Source organism: Mycobacterium sp. C31M, from assembly GCF_053345865.1.
Window position 1 is genome coordinate 298,523 of sequence record NZ_JBKFAX010000005.1, and the last position, 18,627, is coordinate 317,149.

Here is an 18,627-nt window from a genome sequence, read left to right on the forward strand (position 1 = left end):
TTTCCGTTCCGGTCCGGGCCGCCTGACCGATCCGACCGGGCAGAACTGTGAGGTGGGCCACTACAGGCAGCCGTGAGGTCACGATTGGATAACGGCGTGAGGGCCGGATATGCGCTGGCAGATGCCCAGGTCTATGCAGGTCGATCGACGCGACCGTGCCGACGAGCGGCCCGGAAACGGCGACCGAGAGGCTTGATCGAGATGTTACGGCTGCATACGGTCGGGGTACCGACGACGTGAACTGAACAAGATCGATAACTCCCTCGGTGGTGACTTTTACTGAATATGAACGGATTGACGAAAGCTCCGGATCACCCGGCCGGAGCCGATGAGATCGAGGCGCACATATTGCGCCGCCCGCACGGCTCCGACGCTATCGCCATCCGGCGCATCGTGGCCGAAACCGGTGTGCTGGACCTTAATTCGACCTACGCGTACCTGCTACTGGCCACCGACTTCGCCGACACCTCGATCGTCGCCGAAATCGGCGGCGAGTTGCAGGGCTTCATCACCGGATATCAGCCGCCGCAACGGCCCGGGGTGCTGTTCGTCTGGCAGGTTGCCGTGGCGCCGGCGGCGCAGGGCTCGGGACTGGCTGCCGCCATGATCGATTATCTGGTGCGGCGCATCAGATCTGGGCGCAACGGTGAACCGCTCACCGTGGAAGCCACGGTGGCACCGGACAACGTCGCCTCGCGAGCCTTTTTCGGATCGTTTGCGCGCCGCCATGGCGTACCACTCACCGAGAAACCACATTTCACGGCCGCACAACTCGATCCCGATCTCGCACATGCGGATGAACCGCTGTTGCGCATCGGCCCGCTCACCGCACCTCTCGCCGTCTGACCGCGGCGACGCACATCGAGGCCAACTCATTCGGAGCTGGCCGGATATCCATTGGAGGATAGTTTCTTGCTGCTCGAACCGACCCTGCTCCACGACACGTCATCGCTGACCGAGGCCGATCTTCCCGACGTCTTTGCATCGGTGGAGTCCGAGGTCCGCAGCTACTGCCGAGCCTGGCCGACCACACTTGCCACCGCGAAGGATTCCTGGGTCACCGATACCGAGGGCCGAACCTTCCTCGACATGTTCGCCGGTGCCGGCGCGCTGAACTACGGCCACAACAACCCGATCCTCAAGCAGGCACTTGTGCAGTACCTCAGTGAGGACGGCATCGTGCACTCGCTGGACATCGCCACGACCGCGAAAAAGAACTTCCTGGAGGCATTCGACCGGCTGATCCTGGCCCCACGCGGACTCGACTACAAGGTGCAGTTCCCCGGCCCCACCGGCGCGAACTCCGTGGAGGCCGCACTCAAGCTGGCGCGCAAGGTCACCGGGCGCGAGTCGATCATCAGCTTCACCAACGCATTTCACGGCATGACGCTCGGTGCACTGTCGGTGACCGGCAACTCGATGAAACGCGCGGGCGCCGGCATCCCACTGGTACACGCCACCCCGATGCCCTACGACAACTATTTCGGCGGTGTCACCGAGGACTTCCACTGGTTCGAGCGGGTTCTCGACGATTCGGGCAGTGGGCTGAACCGACCCGCCGCCGTGATCGTCGAGACCGTGCAGGGCGAAGGCGGACTGAACGTCGCCCGTCTGGAGTGGTTGCGGGCCTTGGCCGAACTCTGCCGCGACCGCGAGATCCTGCTGATCGTCGACGACGTGCAGATGGGCTGCGGGCGCACGGGTGGTTTCTTCTCGTTCGAGGCGGCGGGCATCGTGCCCGATATCGTGACGCTGTCCAAGTCCATCAGCGGCTACGGCCTGCCGATGGCACTGACCCTGCTGCGTCGTGACTTGGACGTCTGGTCGCCAGGTGAGCACAACGGCACCTTCCGTGGCCACAACCCGGCCTTCGTCACCGCCACCAAGGCGTTGGAAACCTACTGGAGCACTACCGAGTTCGCCCAGGAGACGGCCGATAAGGGTGCCTTCGTGCGCGACGGGCTCGACCGCATCGCCGAGACTCACGAGGGTGTGTCGGCCCGCGGCCGTGGGATGGCGCAGGGTCTGCGCTTCGAGAAGGCCGAACTGGCCGAGCAGGTGTGCCGCGCCGCATTCGACCGGGGTGCGCTGATGGAAACCAGCGGTCCGTCGGATGAAGTCGTCAAATTGCTTCCGCCGCTCACCACCTCGCGTAGCGACCTGGAGACCGGACTGGAGATCCTGGCCGACGCCGTCAACGCCACCGTCTGACACCACGACACGCAAGAGGAGTACAGCGAAATGATTGTGCGTACCACCGCCGAGATCACCGGCACCGACCGTGACATCGCCGCCGGCGCCTGGCGATCCAAGCGAATCATCCTGGCCGGCGACGGTGTCGGGTTCTCCTTCCACGAGACCGTCATCGAATCGGGCTCGGTGAGCGAATTCCACTATCAGCATCATGTCGAGGCGGTGTGGGTCATCGAAGGCTCCGGCACCTTGACCAACCACGAGACCGGCGAGGTGCACGACCTCGGCCCGGGCACCATGTACCTGCTCAACGGCCATGAGCGCCACCGGGTGACGTGCACCGACCAGTTGCGCATGTTCTGCGTGTTCAATCCGCCGGTCACCGGGGACGAGGTGCACGACCAGACCGGCGCGTACCCGCCGCCGCAGGTGGTGGCCTCGTGAGTTCAGCTGTCCTGCAACGGATCATCGACCCGTATCCCAGCCGGCTGGACCATGCCATCACGCCGGTGGAGCGCCAGGACCCGACGGTCTGGGGGGATGTGCCCGGGCCGCTCGAGGTCACCGAGCTCAACAAATTCACCGACGATGGCCACCTGATCCGACCGGGCACCGTGGACGAGGACACGCTAGCGCCGGTACGCCACGAGATCGACCGGATGGCAGCCGAGTTGGACGCGGACGACCCGCGCGTCATCCGGGAGCCGAAGGGCACCATCCGGTCGATCTTTCAGCCACACCTGCTCAGCGAGCTGATCGCCGATATCGTGCGTCTGGACACCGTGCTGCCGGTGGCCCGCCAGTTGCTCGGCGGCGATGTCTACATCCACCAGGCGCGGATCAATCTGATGCCCGGTTTCACGGGGTCGGGGTTCTACTGGCACTCCGACTTCGAGACTTGGCACGCCGAGGACGGGATGCCGCGTATGCGGGCGGTGTCGTGTTCGATCGCGTTGACGCACAACTATCCCTACAACGGATCGCTGATGGTGGTCCCGGGCTCACACCACATGTTCTATCCATGTGTGGGTGCGACCCCGGACAACCACCACCAGCAGTCGTTGGTCGCCCAGCAGTTCGGGGTGCCCGACGAGGACACCCTGACCAAGGCCGTCGACCGGTATGGGATCGACCAGTTCACCGGCGCCGCCGGCTCCGCACTGTGGTTCGACTGCAACCTGCTGCACGGTTCGGGTTCCAACATCACCCCACTGCCGAGGTCCAACGTCTTCCTGGTGTTCAACTCGGTGGACAATCAGTTGACCGAACCGTATGCCGCCGACGGGATCCGGCCCGAACATCTTGCGGCGCGCGCCACCGCGACGGCCCTGGCCTAGACGTGCCGACGGCGCGTTGCGGCCCGTCGCCTAGGCTTCCCGTATGCAACGGATCATCGGAACAGAGGTCGAATACGGCATCTCCTCGCCGTCGGACCCCACCGCCAATCCGATACTGACCTCCACCCAGGCGGTGCTGGCATATGCGGCAGCTGCCGGGCTGCAGCGCGCCAAGCGCACCCGCTGGGACTACGAGGTGGAATCGCCGCTGCGTGATGCCCGCGGATTCGACCTGTCCCGCGGTACCGGGCCTGCCCCGATCGTGGACGCCGACGAGGTCGGCGCGGCCAACATGATCCTGACCAACGGTGCCCGGCTCTACGTCGACCACGCCCACCCGGAGTATTCGGCACCCGAGGTGACCGATCCGATGGACGCCGTCATCTGGGACAAGGCCGGCGAGCGGGTCATGGAGGCGGCCGCCCGACATGTGGCGAGCGTGCCCGGCGCGGTCAAGCTGCAGCTGTACAAGAACAACGTGGACGGCAAGGGCGCCTCCTACGGCACCCACGAGAACTATCTGATGAGCCGGCAGACCCCGTTCTCGGCGGTGATCGCCGGATTCACCCCGTTCCTGGTGTCCCGCCAGGTGGTCACCGGATCGGGCCGGGTCGGGATCGGGCCGTCCGGCGACGAGCCGGGCTTCCAGCTCTCCCAGCGCGCCGACTACATCGAGGTCGAGGTCGGGCTGGAGACCACCCTCAAACGCGGCATCATCAACACCCGCGACGAACCGCATGCCGACGCCGACAAGTACCGCAGGCTGCACGTCATCATCGGTGACGCCAACCTGGCCGAGACGTCGACCTATCTCAAGGTCGGCACCAGCTCACTCGTGCTCGATCTGATCGAGGAGGGCCCGGCACACGGGATCGATCTGTCAGATCTGGCGTTGGCCCGACCGGTACACGCGGTGCACGTCATCAGCCGTGACCCGTCACTGCGTGCCACCGTCGCCCTTGCCGACGGCCGCGAACTGACCGCCCTTGCGCTGCAACGGATCTACCTGGACCGGGTGGCCGAACTGGTCGACGCGCGTGATCCCGACCCACAGGCCGCCCAGGTCCTCGAGACCTGGGCCAACGTGCTGGATCTGCTGGAACGCGACCCGATGGAATGCGCGGAGATCCTGGACTGGCCGGCCAAGCTGCGACTGCTCGACGGTTTCCGGCAACGCGAGAACCTGTCCTGGTCGGCCCCGCGGCTGCACCTGGTGGACCTGCAGTACTCCGATGTGCGTCTGGACAAAGGTCTGTACAACCGGCTGGTCGCCCGCGGCTCGATGCAGCGCCTGGTCACCGAACAGCAGGTGCTCGACGCCGTCGACAACCCGCCGACGGATACCCGGGCGTACTTCCGCGGCGAGTGTCTGCGCCGGTTCGGCGCGGACATCGCGGCGGCCAGCTGGGACTCGGTGATCTTCGACCTGGGCGGGGATTCGCTCGTCCGGATTCCGACCCTGGAACCGCTGCGCGGCAGCAAGGCCCATGTCGGTGCGCTGCTGGATTCGGTGGACAGTGCCGTCGAACTCGTCGAGCAGCTGACGACGTAACTGTTCGATAACTCGCTCGCTAACCCGAGCAATGCCGGTGTCGACCGGTAGTGTGAAAGATCCGGACCGAGCAATCAGGAGGCAGCGATGGCTCAGGAGCAGACCAAGCGTGGCGGTGGCGGCGGTGAGGATGACGACGTTCCCGGCGCATCGGCCGCTGGGCAGGAGCGTCGCGAGAAGCTGGCCGAGGAGACCGACGATCTGCTCGACGAGATTGACGACGTCCTGGAGGAGAACGCTGAGGACTTCGTGCGCGCATACGTGCAAAAGGGTGGCCAGTGACGGCCTGGTCGAATAAGCCGTTACCCACCAGCCTCGACATCGGTACCAACCACCTGAATCTCTCGTCGTTCTCCGACTTCCTGAGTCGGCAGGCGCCGCAGTTGCTTCCGGGTGGGCGAGACACGGTCGGCGGCAACGCCGTAGACCTGCCGCACGGGACCACGATCGTCGCGCTCAAGTACCCGGGCGGTGTGCTGATCGCCGGTGACCGGCGGGCCACCCAGGGGCATATGATCGCCAGCCGCGATGTCCAGAAGGTGCACATCGCCGACGATTACGCGGCCACCGGCATCGCCGGGACCGCTGCGATCGCCGTCGAGTTCGCCCGGCTGTACGCCGTCGAGCTCGAGCATTACGAGAAGGTCGAAGGTGTCCCGCTGACCTTCCGTGGCAAGGTCAACCGGTTGGCCACCATGGTCCGCGGCAATCTCGGTGCGGCGCTGCAAGGTTTCGTCGCGCTCCCGCTGCTGGTGGCGTTCGATGTCGATGCCGTCGACCCGACCCACGCCGGGCGCATCGTGTCGTTCGATGCCGCCGGTGGCTGGAACATCGAGGAGGAGGGCTACCAGGCGGTGGGCTCGGGCTCGCTGTTCGCCAAATCCTCGATCAAGAAGCTGTATCCGCAGGTCACCGACGCCGACTCGGCGCTGCGGGCCGGTATCGAGGCGCTCTACGATGCCGCCGATGACGATTCCGCCACCGGCGGACCCGACCTGGTGCGCGGTATCTACCCGACCGCGGTGCTGATCGGCGCCGACGGTGCCGAGGAGGTCACCGAGGCCCGGATCGCGGAACTGGCCAGACAGGTCATCGAAAAACGGACTCGCGCGGACGGTAACGGCTGATGAGCTTCCCCTATTTCATCTCGCCCGAACAGGCGATGCGCGAGCGTTCCGAGCTTGCGCGCAAAGGTATTTCACGCGGGCGCAGTGTGGTGGTATTGACCTACGACAGCGGTGTGCTGTTCGTCGCGGAGAACCCGTCGCGGTCGCTGCAGAAGATCAGCGAGCTCTACGACCGGGTGGGTTTTGCCGCCGTCGGACGGTTCAACGAGTTCGACAAGCTGCGGGTGGCCGGTATCCAGTTCGCCGACACCCGGGGCTACGCGTACGACCGTCGCGATGTGACGGGCCGGCAGTTGGCCAATGTGTACGCCCAGGCGCTGGGGACCATCTTCACCGAGCAGGCCAAACCCTTCGAGGTGGAACTCTGCGTCGCCGAGGTGGCCCATCACGGCGAGACGAAAGCACCTGAGCTGTACCGCATCACCTACGACGGGTCGATCGCCGACGAACCACATTTCGTGGTGATGGGCGGCACCACCGAGCCGATCGCCACCGCGCTGGGGGAGTCCTACACCGAGAACGCCAACCTGGGCGACGCGGTGAGGATCGCCGTCGACGCGCTGCGGGCGGGCATCGGCAGCGGGAGCGAGGCCCGGGTGCTGGGGCCGGCCACCATGGAGGTGGCCATCCTGGACGCCAACCGTCCGCGCCGGGCGTTCCGGCGGATCACCGGGGCGGCGCTGGAGGCACTGGTGCCCGAGCAGACGACGGACCCGGCGCCGGCCGAGTAGCCGCACGGCGCCCGCACGGTGGGTGCTGAGAAACGAACACCCGGCGGGGCTTGCACACCGTTACCGTGAGCCAACCCGTAAGCTCGACTTTGTGCAGCGACGGATCATGGGTATCGAGACGGAATTCGGTGTGACCTGCACGTTCCACGGTCACCGCCGGCTCAGCCCCGACGAGGTTGCCCGCTATCTGTTCCGGCGGGTGGTGTCCTGGGGCCGCAGCTCCAATGTGTTCCTGCGCAACGGGGCCCGGCTCTACCTCGATGTCGGGTCGCATCCCGAGTACGCGACCGCCGAATGCGACAACCTGCACCAGCTGGTCACCCACGACCGGGCCGGCGAGCGGGTCCTGGAAGATCTGCTGATCGACGCCGAGCAGCGCCTCGCCGACGAGGGCATCGGTGGCGACATCTACCTGTTCAAGAACAACACCGACTCGGCGGGCAACTCCTACGGCTGCCACGAGAACTACCTGATCGTGCGGGCCGGTGAGTTCTCCCGGATCTCCGACGTGCTGCTGCCGTTCCTGGTGACCCGCCAGCTGATCTGCGGCGCGGGCAAGGTGCTGCAGACGCCGAAGTCGGCGACGTTCTGCCTGTCCCAGCGCGCCGAGCACATCTGGGAGGGCGTCTCCAGCGCGACCACCCGCAGCCGGCCGATCATCAACACCCGCGACGAGCCGCACGCCGATGCCGAGAAGTACCGGCGCCTGCACGTCATCGTCGGCGACTCGAACATGAGCGAGTCGACCACCATGCTCAAGGTCGGCACCGCCTCGTTGGTGCTGGAGATGATCGAGGCCGGGGTGGCGTTCCGGGACTTCTCGCTGGACAACCCGATCCGGGCCATCCGCGAGGTCAGCCACGACCTGACCGGTCGCCGCCCGGTGCGGTTGGCGGGCGGCCGGCAGGCCAGTGCCCTGGACATCCAACGCGAGTACTACGGCCGGGCTGTGGAGTACCTGCAGACCCGCGAACCGAACACCCAGATCGAGCAGGTCGTCGATCTCTGGGGCCGCCAACTCGACGCGGTGGAGAGCCAGGATTTCGCGAAGGTCGACACCGAGATCGACTGGGTGATCAAGCGCAAGCTGTTCCAGCGCTACCAGGACCGCTACGACATGGAGCTGTCTGATCCCAAGATCGCCCAGCTCGACCTCGCCTATCACGACATCAAGCGTGGCCGCGGTGTCTTCGACCTGCTGCAGCGCAAGGGGCTGGCCGCCCGGATCACCACCGATGAGGATATCGAAGCGGCCGTCAACACCCCACCGCAGACCACCCGGGCCAAGCTGCGCGGCGAATTCATCAGCGCCGCACAGGAAGCCGGTCGTGACTTCACGGTGGACTGGGTGCACCTCAAGCTCAACGACCAGGCCCAGCGCACGGTGCTGTGCAAGGACCCGTTCCGGTCCGTCGACGAGCGGGTGAAGCGACTCATCGCCAGTATGTGAGCGCGTGGTGCGCGGTCGGGGGCCCGGCAACCCCTAAGCTGCTCGAGTGGCGACGTCCAAGGTCGAAAGACTGATGAATCTGGTGATCGCACTGCTGGCCACCAGCTCCTATCTGACGGCCGAAAAGATCCGTAAGAGTGTGGCCGGCTACTCCGAGAGCCCGTCCGACGAGGCGTTCTCTCGGATGTTCGAGCGGGACAAGAACGAGCTGCGTGACCTCGGCATCCCGTTGGAGACCGGCAAACTGTCCTCGTTCGATGCCACCGAGGGCTACCGCATCAACCGCAAGGCCTATGCCCTGCCGCCGGTCGAGCTGACCCCCGAGGAGTCGGCCTCGGTGGCCGTGGCCACCCAGCTGTGGCAATCACCGGAACTGGTCACCGCCACCCAGAGCGCCCTGCTGAAACTCCGCGCCGCCGGTGTCGACGTCGACGCCGAGGAGTCCGGGGTGGCCATCACCTCCACCGCGACCCTGCCGGGCCTGCGCGGTTCCGAGGAGGCGCTCGGGGTCCTGCTGGCCGCCACCAACTCGGGACGGGTGGTGCAGTTCGAGCACCGCCCCAACCGCACCGACCCGTACAAGAACCGGACTCTGGAGCCGTGGGGGGTGATCACCCACCGTGGTCGCTGGTACGTCGTCGGCCATGACCGCGACCGGGCCGACACCCGGACCTTCCGGCTGTCCCGGATCGGGCCCGGCGCCAAGGCCATCGGCCCGGCCGGGGCGGTGACCGTGCCCGACGGCGTCAACTTGCGCGAGATCGTGGCCCGCGTGGTGTCCGATGTACCGACCGGAGAGCAGGCCCGGGTGTGGGTCGCCGACGGCCGGGCGACCGCATTACGCCGCCAGGCCACCTCCGCGACACCGCTGACCTGGCGGGGGCGGGCCGGGGAGGAGATCACCGTCGATATCGGGATGTACGACCGGCTGGCGCGCGAGATCGCGAGCTACGGCACCGATGCGGTGGCACTGCACCCGGCGCACCTGCGCGAAGACGTGCTGAGCAGGCTGCGGGCGCAGGCGGGGGACGCCCAGTGAGTCAGGTGTCCACCCGGCTGGTCCGGCTGCTGAACATGGTGCCGTACTTCCAGGCCAATCCGCGGGTCACCCGGGACGAGGCCGCGGCAGCGCTCGGCGTCACTCGCAAGCAGCTCGACGAGGATCTCGAGCAGCTCTGGTTGTGCGGCCTGCCCGGTTACGGTCCCGGCGATCTCATCGACTTCGATTTCACCGGCGACACCATCGAGGTGACCTTCGCCGCCGGTGTCGACCACCCGTTGCGGCTGACCTCCACCGAGGCGACCGGGATCCTGGTCGCGCTGCGGGCCCTGCTCGATGTGCCCGGCATGGTCGACCCGGAGGCGGCGCGCAGCGCCATCGCCAAGATCGAGTCCGCCGCGGGGACGGCCAGTGCGACCGAGCCGGTGGGTGTCGAGGAACCCGAGAGCGCCACGGCCACCGCGGTACGCGATGCGACCCGGTCGGGTCGCGCACTGGCACTGGAGTACCACTCCGCCTCCCATGACACCGTCTCCAGCCGGATCGTCGACCCGATCCGCGTCGTGCTGGTCAGCGATCGCAGCTATCTGGAGGCCTGGTGTCGCACCGCCGAGGGAGTGCGACTGTTCCGGTTCGACCGCATCGTGTCCGCGCAGGTTCTCGACGAACCCTCGGCGCCCCCGGCCCCGGCGGTGCAGGCCGGTCCGGACACCGCCTTGTTCGACGCCGACCCGGCGCTGCCGGCCGCGACACTGCTCATCGACCGGTCGGCGAGCTGGATGTTCGACTACTACCCGCTGCGGGTGCTGACCGAGCTTCCCGACGGTGCGTGCGAAGCGGCCATGACCTACGCTTCCGATGAGTGGATGGCCCGCTTCGTGCTGGGTTTCGGCTCAGCCGTGCGGGTCCTGCAACCGCAGCAGTTGGCCGACAAGGTTCGCGAGACGGCCGCGGCCGCGGTTCGCGCGTATGAAGACGAGTAGACTGATCACAACTTCTGGAGGTGTTCGAATTGGGTGCAGTTCAACCGTGGCACTGGCTGATCGTCATCATCGCTTTCATTCTGCTGTTCGGTGCCAAGAAGCTCCCGGACGCTGCGCGATCGCTGGGTAAGTCGATGCGCATCTTCAAGTCCGAGATCAAGGAAATGCAGTCCGACGGCGCCGACAAACCGAGTACGCAGCTGCCGGAGGCCCCGACTTCTACGCCGGCCCCCGCCACGCCGGTCGCCTCGGAGCGGGTCGAAACCCCCGAGCAGTCCAGCGACAAGCGACCGGCCTAACAGCCGGCGAGTCCCACCCGTGACGTGACGCCGCCGTGACGTAGCGGGCGGGACACTACTGCGTGCAAAGACGTTAAGACTGCCCGTGCAGACCCCTGGACTCTTCAAAAAATTCGACCCGCGCAACCGCCGCTCGAGGGCCAACCCCGACGGCACCATGTCGTTGGTCGATCACCTCGCCGAACTGCGCAACCGGCTGCTGATCGCCACCGCGGCCGTCGTGCTCACCACCATCCTCGGCTTCATCTGGTACACCCACGGCTTCCTGGGGTTCCACAGCCTCGGTGAGTGGTTGCGCGGCCCGTACTGCGCGCTCCCGGAATCCGCACGCGCCACCATCGCCCCGGACGGACAGTGCCGCCTGCTGGCGACCGGTCCGTTCGACCAGTTCATGCTGCGGCTGAAGGTGTCGCTGACCGCCGGCATCGTGCTGGCCAGTCCGGTCTGGCTCTACCAGCTCTGGGCCTTCATCACCCCGGGCCTCTACGCCAAGGAACGTCGCTTCGGGGTGGCGTTCGTGGCCGTGGGTGCGGTGCTGTTCATCGGTGGTGCGGTGCTGGCCTACGTGGTGCTCTCGACCGCGTTGAGCTTCCTGCTGACCGTGGGTAGTGACGTCCAGGTGACGGCGCTGTCCGGTGATCAGTACTTCGGTTTCCTGATCAATCTGCTGCTGGTGTTCGGTATCAGCTTCGAGTTCCCGCTGCTGATCATCATGCTCAACATGATCGGAGTGCTCAGCTACGAGAAGCTCAAGAACTGGCGACGCGGGCTGATCTTCGGCCTGTTCGTGTTCGCCGCGTTCGCGACGCCGGGTTCGGACCCGTTCTCCATGTTGGCGCTTGCGATGGCGCTGACCCTGCTGCTCGAGTTCGCCATCCAGGTCACCCGTGTGCACGACAAGCGCAAGGCAAAGCGCGAGGCGCTCGCCGAGGTGCCCGAGGACCGGGCCGCCCCCATCGGTGCGGCCGAGCCGATCACCCCGCCCACCGCGGTGTCCTCGCAGTCGTTGTTCGATGACGACGCCACCTGACGCAGGACCCGCGCTGCGGGACTTCGCCGCCCAGCTGTCCTTCGGGCTCGACGGATTCCAGGTGCGGGCCTGCGCTGCCCTGGAGAACGGTCACGGTGTGCTGGTCTGTGCACCCACCGGTGCCGGCAAGACCGTGGTGGGCGAGTTCGCCGTGCACCTGGCGCTGGCCGCGGGACGCAAATGCTTCTACACCACCCCGATCAAGGCACTGAGCAACCAGAAGCACACCGATCTGGTGCGCCGGTACGGTGCGGAGAAGATCGGCCTGCTCACCGGGGATCAGTCCATCAACGGTGACGCCCCCGTGGTGGTGATGACCACCGAGGTGCTGCGCAATATGCTCTACGCCAACTCCTCTGCCCTGCAGGGTCTTTCACATGTGGTGATGGACGAGGTGCACTTCCTGGCCGACCGGATGCGCGGGGCCGTGTGGGAGGAGGTGATCCTGCATCTGCCGGAGGAGGTGCGGTTGGTCAGCCTGTCCGCCACCGTCAGCAACGCCGAGGAGTTCGGCGGCTGGATCCAGACTGTGCGCGGGGACACCACCGTCGTGGTCGACGAGCACCGCCCGGTCCCGCTGTCGCAGCACATGATGGTCGGCAAGCGCCTGTTCGACCTGTTCTCCGGCACCGACCACACGCTGGTCGATCAGGATCTGCTGCGGCATATCGCGCACCGCCGGGAGGCCGACCGGCTCACCGACTGGCAGCCGCGCGGCCGCGGCCGGGGACGCCAACACGGCAGACCCAGCCTGAGCCGGCCGCCGTCACGTCCCGATGTCATCGCCACCCTGGATGCCGAAGGCCTGCTGCCGGCCATCACCTTCGTCTTCTCCCGGGCCGGCTGCGATGCCGCGGTCAAACAGTGCCTGCGCTCGCCGCTGCGGCTGACCACCGACGAGGACCGCGACGCCATCGCCGCGATCATCGACCGCCGGTGCGCCGAACTGCCGGACTCCGATCTGGCGGTGCTGGGCTACTACGAGTGGCGGGAGGGCCTGCTGCGCGGGCTGGCCGCCCACCACGCCGGGATGCTGCCGGTGTTCCGGCACACCGTCGAGGAGTTGTTCACCGCGGGCCTGACCAAGGCCGTGTTCGCCACCGAGACCCTGGCCCTGGGCATCAACATGCCCGCCCGCACCGTGGTGCTGGAGCGGCTGGTGAAGTACAACGGCGAGCAGCACGCGCCGCTGACACCGGGGGAGTACACCCAGCTGACCGGCCGGGCCGGTCGGCGCGGTATCGATGTCGAGGGCCACGCGGTGGTGCTGTGGCACCCCGAGGACAGTGCGGCCGAGCCCGCCGAGGTGGCCGGATTGGCGTCCACCCGGACGTTCCCGCTGAAGAGTTCGTTCGCCCCGTCGTACAACATGACGATCAACCTGGTTGCGCAGATGGGCCCCGAGCAGGCGCGCAAGCTGCTGGAACGCTCCTTCGCGCAGTATCAGGCGGACCGTTCGGTGGTCGGCTTGGTCCGCGGTCTGGCCCGGGGCGAGAAGATGCTGGCCGACCTGGCCACCGAGATGGGCGGCAAGCCCGGCAAGAGCACCGAACCGCCGATCCTGGAGTACGCGCGGTTGCGGGCGGCGATCAGCGGACGCGAGCGCTCCCAGTCCCGGGCATCCCGGATGCAGCGGCGCCGGGCCGCCGATGACGCGCTGACCGCCTTGCGGCGCGGGGACATCATCAACATCACCGGCGGCCGGCGAGGCGGGCTGGCCGTCGTGTTGGAATCGGCCCGCGACAGCGAGGACCCCCGCCCGCTGGTGCTCACCGAACACCGCTGGGCCGGCCGCATCTCATCGGCCGACTATTCGGGCGGGCAGCCACCGCTGGGTTCGATGCAGCTGCCCAAACGGGTCGAACACCGGCAGCCGCGGGTGCGCCGCGACCTGGCGTCGGCATTGCTGTCGGCGGCGGCCGGTTTGACGGTGCCGAGCCGGCAGCGGGCCGCTCGTGGCGAGCCCGATGTCGACCCGGAACTGGCCGGGTTGCGCGATCAGCTGCGTCGCCACCCGGTGCACGCGTCGGCCGACCGCGAGACCAAGATGCGGCTGGCCGAACGCTATCTGCGCCTCGAGCGCGACAACGAGCAGATCCGCCAGAAGGTCGGCGCCGCGACGAACTCGTTGGCCCGCACCTTCGACCGCATCCTGGTGCTGCTCACCGAGCGGGGTTTCGTGGATCGCTCGCGGGACACCCCCCGAGTCACCGATGACGGTCGGCTACTGGCCCGGATCTACAGCGAGAGTGACCTTTTGGTGGCCGAATGCCTGCGCCGCGGCGTGTGGGACGGGCTGGGTCCGGCGGAGCTGGCCGGCGTGCTCTCGGCTGTGCAATTCGAATCCCGAGGTGACGGCCCCAGTCCGCAGGGTCAGCAGATTCCCACCGGTGGCCTGCGCAAGGCGCTGGCCGGCACCCGCCGGTTGTGGGCCGAGATACGCGGTGACGAGCAACGACACCGCATCGCGCACAGCCGAGAACCCGATGACGGTTTCGTCGCGGCGATCCACCAGTGGGCCACCACCGGCGACCTGGCCTCGTCGTTGGCGGCCTCGGACGTGACTGGCAGCGGATCCCCGCTGTCTGCGGGCGATTTCGTGCGCTGGTGCCGTCAGGTGCTCGATCTGTCCGACCAGGTTCGCAACGCCGCGCCCGTACCGGCACTGCGAACAACCGCGAAACGCGCCATCGACGACATTCGACGGGGCGTCGTGGCAGTTGATGCAGGGTAGTGTGGCGGCGAGCGTTTTACGAGCCCGGATCAAGGAGACACGATGAGCGGACCGCAGGGATCTGACCCCACGCAGGCGTGGTCAGGTCAGCCGCCGCAGCCGGGCGAGCAGCCCGCCTGGCAACCGCCTCCCACCCCCGAACAGCCCGCCGCCGACGCACCGGCATGGGGCCAGCCGCCGGCTTACGGCCAACCACCGCAGTATCCGCAGTACCAGCAGCCGGGGCAGCCCGCCTATGGCCAGCCGCCGCAGCAGCAGTACGGCCAGCCCGAGCAGTACGGGCAGCAGCCGACGGCTTACGCGCCGCAGGGTTACCCGCAGTACGGCCAGCAGCCGGGCCAGCCCTACGGCCAGCCGCAGCAGTACGGCCAGCCGGGTCAGTACGACCCGAACCAGCAGTACTCGCCCTACGGTCAGCCGGGCGGCGAAGAGGGCTCGAAGAAGTCGCTTGCCGTCATCGGCAGCGTGCTGGGCGGTCTGGCCCTGGTGATCGTCGCCGCGGTGCTGATCCTCGGCTTCTGGAAGCCTGGGTTCTTCGTGACCACCACGCTGGACGTGGATGCCGCGCAGACCGGTGTGCAGCAGATCCTCACCGACGAGGCCAACGGCTACGGCGCCAAGAACGTCCGCGACGTCAGCTGCAACGGCGGTGTCAGCCCCGAGGTCCGCAAGGGCGACACCTTCACCTGCGATGTCAGCGTCGACGGAACCAAGCGTCAGGTCACAGTCACCTTCCAGGATGACAACGGCACCTACGAGGTCGGCCGACCGAAGTAACCGACGTACCTGAAACGGCCCCTGCAACACGCGGTTGCAAGGGCCGTTTTCGGCTCGAGCCTGGCTAGAGCTTGTCTATAACTTGTCGAGAGCCTTCTGCAGCCGCGCGATCGAGGAACCCACCCCGAACTCGGTGGCCAGCTCGACCACCCGGGCCGGGTCCGCGGCGACCAACGGCAGCGCGTCTGACGGCTTGGACAGGGTCACCGGCGCATCGAGGGCCACCCGGACGACCGGCTCGGCGGCGGCGATGTAGTCGGCAGCGGCCAGCAGCTTCTTGCGTTGTGCGGTAGGCACACTCGACGACGGATCGGCCGCGGCGGCGACGATGGCGTCCAGCGACGCGTGCTGGGCGAGCAGGTTGGCCGCGGTCTTCTCGCCGATCCCCGCGACACCGGGCAGCCCGTCGGACGGATCGCCGCGCAGCAACGCCAGTTCGGCATACGCGGGACCGGCACGGTGCACGGGGACACCGTAGGTTTCGGCGACCTCGGCCGGGCCATAGAGCACGGCCTTGGCCAACCCACGGCCGATGTAGAACACCCGCACCGGCACCGGATCGTCACCGACCAGCTGCAGCAGGTCGCGGTCGCCGCTGACGACCACGACCGGGTCGGTGCGCTCCGCGGCGGCCAGCGTGCCCAGCACATCGTCGGCCTCATAGCCGGGTGCGCCCGCGGTGGCGATGCCGAAACTGTCGAGCATCGCCATGATCATGTCGACCTGCGGGGTCAGATCGTCGGGCACCTCTTCGACATCGGGCTCGCCGTCTGGCCGTGGCTGCTCGACGCGGTGCGCCTTGTAGGACGGGATGCGGTCGACCCGCCACTGCGGGCGCCAGTCCAGATCCAGACACACCACCAACCGGGACGGTCGGTGGGTGGTCACCAGCGCGGCGATGTTGTCCAGGAATCCGCGCAGCGCATTGACCGGGCGACCGTCGGGCGCGGTGATCGAGGACGGTACCCCGAAGAACGAGCGGAACCACATGCTGGCACCGTCGAGCAGCAGGACGGGGCGATGGTCGTCTGTCATGACCACTAGCCTATGAGCCATGGCCGCCACCGATACAGCCCGCTTCAGCACCGAGGTCTACGCCCAGCGTCTGCATGCCGCCGCCGATGGTGCCGCGGCGGCCGGGCTCGCGGGGCTGATCATCACGCCGGGTTATGACCTGCGCTATCTGCTGGGTTCGCGCGCGCAGACCTTCGAACGGCTGACCGCGCTGGTGCTACCGGCCGATGGATCCACCCCGACGGTGGTGGTACCCCGGTTGGAGTTGGCCGCTCTGCGCGAGTCGGCGGTGCCCGAACTCGATGTGACGGTGCGTGATTGGGTCGACGGGCAGGATCCGTACGCGCTGGTGGGCCAGGCGATCGGCGCGTTGCCCGCCGCGACGGCGGTCACCGATTCGATGCCGGCGCTGCATCTGCTGCCGCTGGCCGATGTGCTCGGCCGGGTGCCGGTGCTGGCCACCGATGTGCTGCGCCGGCTGCGGATGATCAAGGATCCGGCCGAGGTCGACGCGCTGCGCAAGGCCGGTGCGGCGATCGACCGGGTGCACGCCCGAGTGCCCGAATTCCTGGTACCGGGCCGCACCGAGGCCGACGTCGCCGCCGATATCGCCGAAGCCATTGTCGCCGAAGGCCATTCGGAAGTGGCGTTCATCATCGTCGGATCCGGCCCCAACGGCGCCGACCCGCACCACGAATGCTCCGAGCGCACCCTGGTTGCCGGGGACATCGTGGTCGTGGATATCGGCGGCCCGTACGCTCCGGGCTACAACTCTGATTCCACCCGCACCTACAGCCTCGGCGAACCCGATCCCGAGGTCGCCCGGCAGTACGCGGTGCTGCAACAGGCCCAGGCCGATGCGGTGGCGGCGGTACGCCCCGGGATCAGCGCCGAATCGGTGGATGCGGTGGCCCGCGACGTGCTGGCCGCCGAGGGACTCGCCGAATGGTTCGTGCACCGAACCGGGCACGGGATCGGGTTGTCGGTGCACGAAGAGCCCTACATCGTGGCCGGCAACGACATCACGCTGGAACCCGGCATGGCGTTCTCCGTCGAGCCGGGGATCTACTTCCCGGGCCAGTGGGGCGCTCGCATCGAGGACATCGTCATCGTCACCGCGGACGGCGTGGAGTCGGTGAACTACCGGCCGCACGACCTGATCGTGGTGCCGGTCTGACCGGTCAGGATTCGGAACGATCCAGCAGCGTCGACGAGCCGAGCACCCGCTCGATGCGGACCTCGATGACCACGCGGCGCGGGTTCACCCGCGGGGTGCGGTAGCGCTGGGCGTACCGCAGTTCGGCATCGCGCACATCGTCGGGATCGGCGCTGACGGTGGCCGAACCCTCCAGCGACAGCCAGCGCGCGCCGTCGACCTGACTGAGCACCGCGACGCCACGCTCCTTGGCGTTGACGGCCTTCTGCGAGCCGCCGGTTGTGATCACCCGGGCCAGATGGGTGGTCGGGTCGAAGGTGAAGCCCACCGCGACCACGTGCGGGGAGTTGTCCCCGCGCAGGGTGGTGAGCATGGCCAGATGGCGCTCGGTGAGGAACGCCAGCGCATCGTTGGTCAGTCGAGTGGTTGCCTTGCCCATCGGGCTCCACGCTAGCGCAGGACATAATCACTGCCATGGAAGACACGGGCTACGTCGTCATATTCGGCGGGCGCAGCGAGATCGGTGTCGAGATCGCCGAGCGGATGGCGCCTGGGCGGAAGGTCATCCTGGCCGCCCGGCGGGCCGGTGAGCTGACCGCCGAGGTCGCCGAGGTGCGCGGCGCCGGGGCCACCGCGGTGCATGTGCAGGAGTTCGATGCCGACGCGGTGTCCTCGCACGCCGCCCTGGTGTCCTCGATGATTTCCGAGCACGGTCCGATCGGCACCGCGGTCCTCGCCTTCGGGATTCTCGGCGACCAGGCCCGCGCCGAAACCGATTCCGCACATGCGGCCGCGATCGTGCACACCGATTACCTCGCCCAGGTCAGCCTGCTCACCGAATTGGCGGCGGCCATGCGGCGTACCGGTACCGGGACCATCGTGACGTTCTCGTCGATCGCCGGGGTCAGGGTGCGGCGGGCAAATTACGTGTACGGGTCGGCCAAGGCCGGCCTGGATGGGTTCTGCGGTGGACTGACCGACAGTTTGGCCGGTTCGGGGATACACCTGCTGGTGGTACGTCCCGGATTCGTGATCGGCCGGATGACCGAGGGCATGAAACCGGCACCGTTCTCCAGCACCCCGGCACAGGTCGCCGACGCCACGGTGCGGGCGCTGAAGGCCGGGCGCCGCAGCGTCTGGGTGCCTTGGCAGGTGGGTGTCATCGCCGCGGTGTTCCGGATCCTGCCCGGCCCGATCTGGCGGAGGTTGCCGCGATGAGCGCTTGCGCGAAGAGCAGAGGACAC

19 protein-coding genes are annotated in these 18,627 nt (G+C 67.6%); 17 read left to right on the forward strand and 2 right to left on the reverse strand.

The features are described from left to right. Window positions 1-285: 285 nt before the first annotated feature. The 15 genes from ectA to ACLBYA_RS10580 all read left to right on the forward strand — a co-directional run bounded on the left by ectA (window position 286) and on the right by ACLBYA_RS10580 (window position 15,213). A complete protein-coding gene (ectA, locus tag ACLBYA_RS10510) occupies window positions 286-846 on the forward strand; it encodes a diaminobutyrate acetyltransferase (protein WP_447709332.1) in 561 nt (186 codons plus the stop codon). 66 nt (window positions 847-912) lie between these two features. After that, on the forward strand, window positions 913-2,211 hold the full coding sequence (gene ectB / locus ACLBYA_RS10515) for a diaminobutyrate--2-oxoglutarate transaminase (protein ID WP_447709333.1): 1,299 nt from the start codon (window positions 913-915) through the stop codon (window positions 2,209-2,211). A 30-nt stretch (window positions 2,212-2,241) separates the two neighbouring features. After that, complete coding sequence (locus ACLBYA_RS10520; RefSeq protein ID WP_447709334.1) at window positions 2,242-2,637, forward strand: ectoine synthase; 396 nt, start codon at window positions 2,242-2,244, stop codon at window positions 2,635-2,637. Further along, the gene (thpD, locus tag ACLBYA_RS10525; RefSeq protein WP_447709335.1) at window positions 2,634-3,530 is read left to right on the forward strand and encodes an ectoine hydroxylase; all 897 of its coding nucleotides are present in this window, start codon (window positions 2,634-2,636) and stop codon (window positions 3,528-3,530) included. The genes ACLBYA_RS10520 and thpD overlap by 4 nt, the downstream gene beginning before the upstream one ends. Before the next feature lie 43 nt (window positions 3,531-3,573). Continuing rightward, the gene (gene dop / locus ACLBYA_RS10530) at window positions 3,574-5,082 is read left to right on the forward strand and encodes a depupylase/deamidase Dop (protein ID WP_447709336.1); all 1,509 of its coding nucleotides are present in this window, start codon (window positions 3,574-3,576) and stop codon (window positions 5,080-5,082) included. 87 nt (window positions 5,083-5,169) lie between these two features. Next, on the forward strand, window positions 5,170-5,364 hold the full coding sequence (locus ACLBYA_RS10535; protein WP_083054794.1) for a ubiquitin-like protein Pup: 195 nt from the start codon (window positions 5,170-5,172) through the stop codon (window positions 5,362-5,364). Next, a complete protein-coding gene (gene prcB, locus ACLBYA_RS10540) occupies window positions 5,361-6,209 on the forward strand; it encodes a proteasome subunit beta (protein ID WP_447709337.1) in 849 nt (282 codons plus the stop codon). The genes ACLBYA_RS10535 and prcB overlap by 4 nt, the downstream gene beginning before the upstream one ends. Continuing rightward, on the forward strand, window positions 6,209-6,940 hold the full coding sequence (gene prcA, locus ACLBYA_RS10545; protein WP_447709338.1) for a proteasome subunit alpha: 732 nt from the start codon (window positions 6,209-6,211) through the stop codon (window positions 6,938-6,940). Before prcB ends, prcA begins: the two co-directional genes overlap by 1 nt. Before the next feature lie 91 nt (window positions 6,941-7,031). Further along, window positions 7,032-8,390 carry a Pup--protein ligase gene (pafA, locus tag ACLBYA_RS10550; protein WP_447709339.1) on the forward strand — a complete coding sequence of 453 codons (1,359 nt, stop codon included), beginning with the start codon at window positions 7,032-7,034 and terminating at the stop codon, window positions 8,388-8,390. Between the two features lie 46 nt (window positions 8,391-8,436). Then, window positions 8,437-9,429 carry a helix-turn-helix transcriptional regulator gene (locus ACLBYA_RS10555; protein ID WP_447709340.1) on the forward strand — a complete coding sequence of 331 codons (993 nt, stop codon included), beginning with the start codon at window positions 8,437-8,439 and terminating at the stop codon, window positions 9,427-9,429. Next, a complete protein-coding gene (locus tag ACLBYA_RS10560; RefSeq protein WP_447709341.1) occupies window positions 9,426-10,373 on the forward strand; it encodes a helix-turn-helix transcriptional regulator in 948 nt (315 codons plus the stop codon). Before ACLBYA_RS10555 ends, ACLBYA_RS10560 begins: the two co-directional genes overlap by 4 nt. A gap of 29 nt (window positions 10,374-10,402) precedes the next feature. Beyond that, window positions 10,403-10,672, forward strand: a complete 270-nt coding sequence (gene tatA / locus ACLBYA_RS10565) for a Sec-independent protein translocase subunit TatA (RefSeq protein WP_447709342.1) — start codon at window positions 10,403-10,405, stop codon at window positions 10,670-10,672. Between the two features lie 85 nt (window positions 10,673-10,757). Then, window positions 10,758-11,702, forward strand: a complete 945-nt coding sequence (gene tatC / locus ACLBYA_RS10570) for a twin-arginine translocase subunit TatC (protein ID WP_447709343.1) — start codon at window positions 10,758-10,760, stop codon at window positions 11,700-11,702. Next, window positions 11,686-14,436, forward strand: coding sequence for a DEAD/DEAH box helicase (locus ACLBYA_RS10575; RefSeq protein WP_447709344.1), 2,751 nt, complete (start codon window positions 11,686-11,688; stop codon window positions 14,434-14,436). Before tatC ends, ACLBYA_RS10575 begins: the two co-directional genes overlap by 17 nt. Before the next feature lie 42 nt (window positions 14,437-14,478). Then, a complete protein-coding gene (locus tag ACLBYA_RS10580) occupies window positions 14,479-15,213 on the forward strand; it encodes a DUF4333 domain-containing protein (protein WP_447709345.1) in 735 nt (244 codons plus the stop codon). Window positions 15,214-15,288: 75 nt separating this feature from the next. On the opposite strand, the gene ACLBYA_RS10585 is transcribed toward ACLBYA_RS10580, so the two are convergent. Then, on the reverse strand, window positions 15,289-16,248 hold the full coding sequence (locus ACLBYA_RS10585; protein WP_447709346.1) for a 5'-3' exonuclease: 960 nt from the start codon (window positions 16,246-16,248) through the stop codon (window positions 15,289-15,291). 19 nt (window positions 16,249-16,267) lie between these two features. Between ACLBYA_RS10585 and ACLBYA_RS10590 the strand changes: the two genes are divergently transcribed. Continuing rightward, on the forward strand, window positions 16,268-17,404 hold the full coding sequence (locus ACLBYA_RS10590; protein WP_447709347.1) for a M24 family metallopeptidase: 1,137 nt from the start codon (window positions 16,268-16,270) through the stop codon (window positions 17,402-17,404). Between the two features lie 4 nt (window positions 17,405-17,408). On the opposite strand, the gene ACLBYA_RS10595 is transcribed toward ACLBYA_RS10590, so the two are convergent. Further along, the gene (locus ACLBYA_RS10595) at window positions 17,409-17,822 is read right to left on the reverse strand and encodes a F420-dependent biliverdin reductase (RefSeq protein WP_447709348.1); all 414 of its coding nucleotides are present in this window, start codon (window positions 17,820-17,822) and stop codon (window positions 17,409-17,411) included. Between the two features lie 35 nt (window positions 17,823-17,857). On the opposite strand from ACLBYA_RS10595, the gene ACLBYA_RS10600 reads away from it, so the two are divergent. Continuing rightward, window positions 17,858-18,601, forward strand: coding sequence for an SDR family NAD(P)-dependent oxidoreductase (locus ACLBYA_RS10600; RefSeq protein ID WP_447709349.1), 744 nt, complete (start codon window positions 17,858-17,860; stop codon window positions 18,599-18,601). Window positions 18,602-18,627 lie beyond the last annotated feature (26 nt).

What these genes read in the sequence shown, in the direction of transcription:
- prcA (WP_447709338.1), top strand. Translation starts at nt 6,209, where the DNA reads ATGAGCTTCCCCTATTTCATCTCGCCCGAACAGGCGATGCGCGAGCGT.
- ACLBYA_RS10595 (WP_447709348.1), bottom strand. Translation starts at nt 17,822, where the DNA reads ATGGGCAAGGCAACCACTCGACTGACCAACGATGCGCTGGCGTTCCTC.
- ACLBYA_RS10600 (WP_447709349.1), top strand. Translation starts at nt 17,858, where the DNA reads ATGGAAGACACGGGCTACGTCGTCATATTCGGCGGGCGCAGCGAGATC.
- ACLBYA_RS10575 (WP_447709344.1), top strand. Translation starts at nt 11,686, where the DNA reads ATGACGACGCCACCTGACGCAGGACCCGCGCTGCGGGACTTCGCCGCC.
- ACLBYA_RS10580 (WP_447709345.1), top strand. Translation starts at nt 14,479, where the DNA reads ATGAGCGGACCGCAGGGATCTGACCCCACGCAGGCGTGGTCAGGTCAG.
- dop (WP_447709336.1), top strand. Translation starts at nt 3,574, where the DNA reads ATGCAACGGATCATCGGAACAGAGGTCGAATACGGCATCTCCTCGCCG.
- ectA (WP_447709332.1), top strand. Translation starts at nt 286, where the DNA reads ATGAACGGATTGACGAAAGCTCCGGATCACCCGGCCGGAGCCGATGAG.
- ACLBYA_RS10535 (WP_083054794.1), top strand. Translation starts at nt 5,170, where the DNA reads ATGGCTCAGGAGCAGACCAAGCGTGGCGGTGGCGGCGGTGAGGATGAC.
- ACLBYA_RS10590 (WP_447709347.1), top strand. Translation starts at nt 16,268, where the DNA reads ATGGCCGCCACCGATACAGCCCGCTTCAGCACCGAGGTCTACGCCCAG.
- ACLBYA_RS10520 (WP_447709334.1), top strand. Translation starts at nt 2,242, where the DNA reads ATGATTGTGCGTACCACCGCCGAGATCACCGGCACCGACCGTGACATC.
- ACLBYA_RS10585 (WP_447709346.1), bottom strand. Translation starts at nt 16,248, where the DNA reads ATGACAGACGACCATCGCCCCGTCCTGCTGCTCGACGGTGCCAGCATG.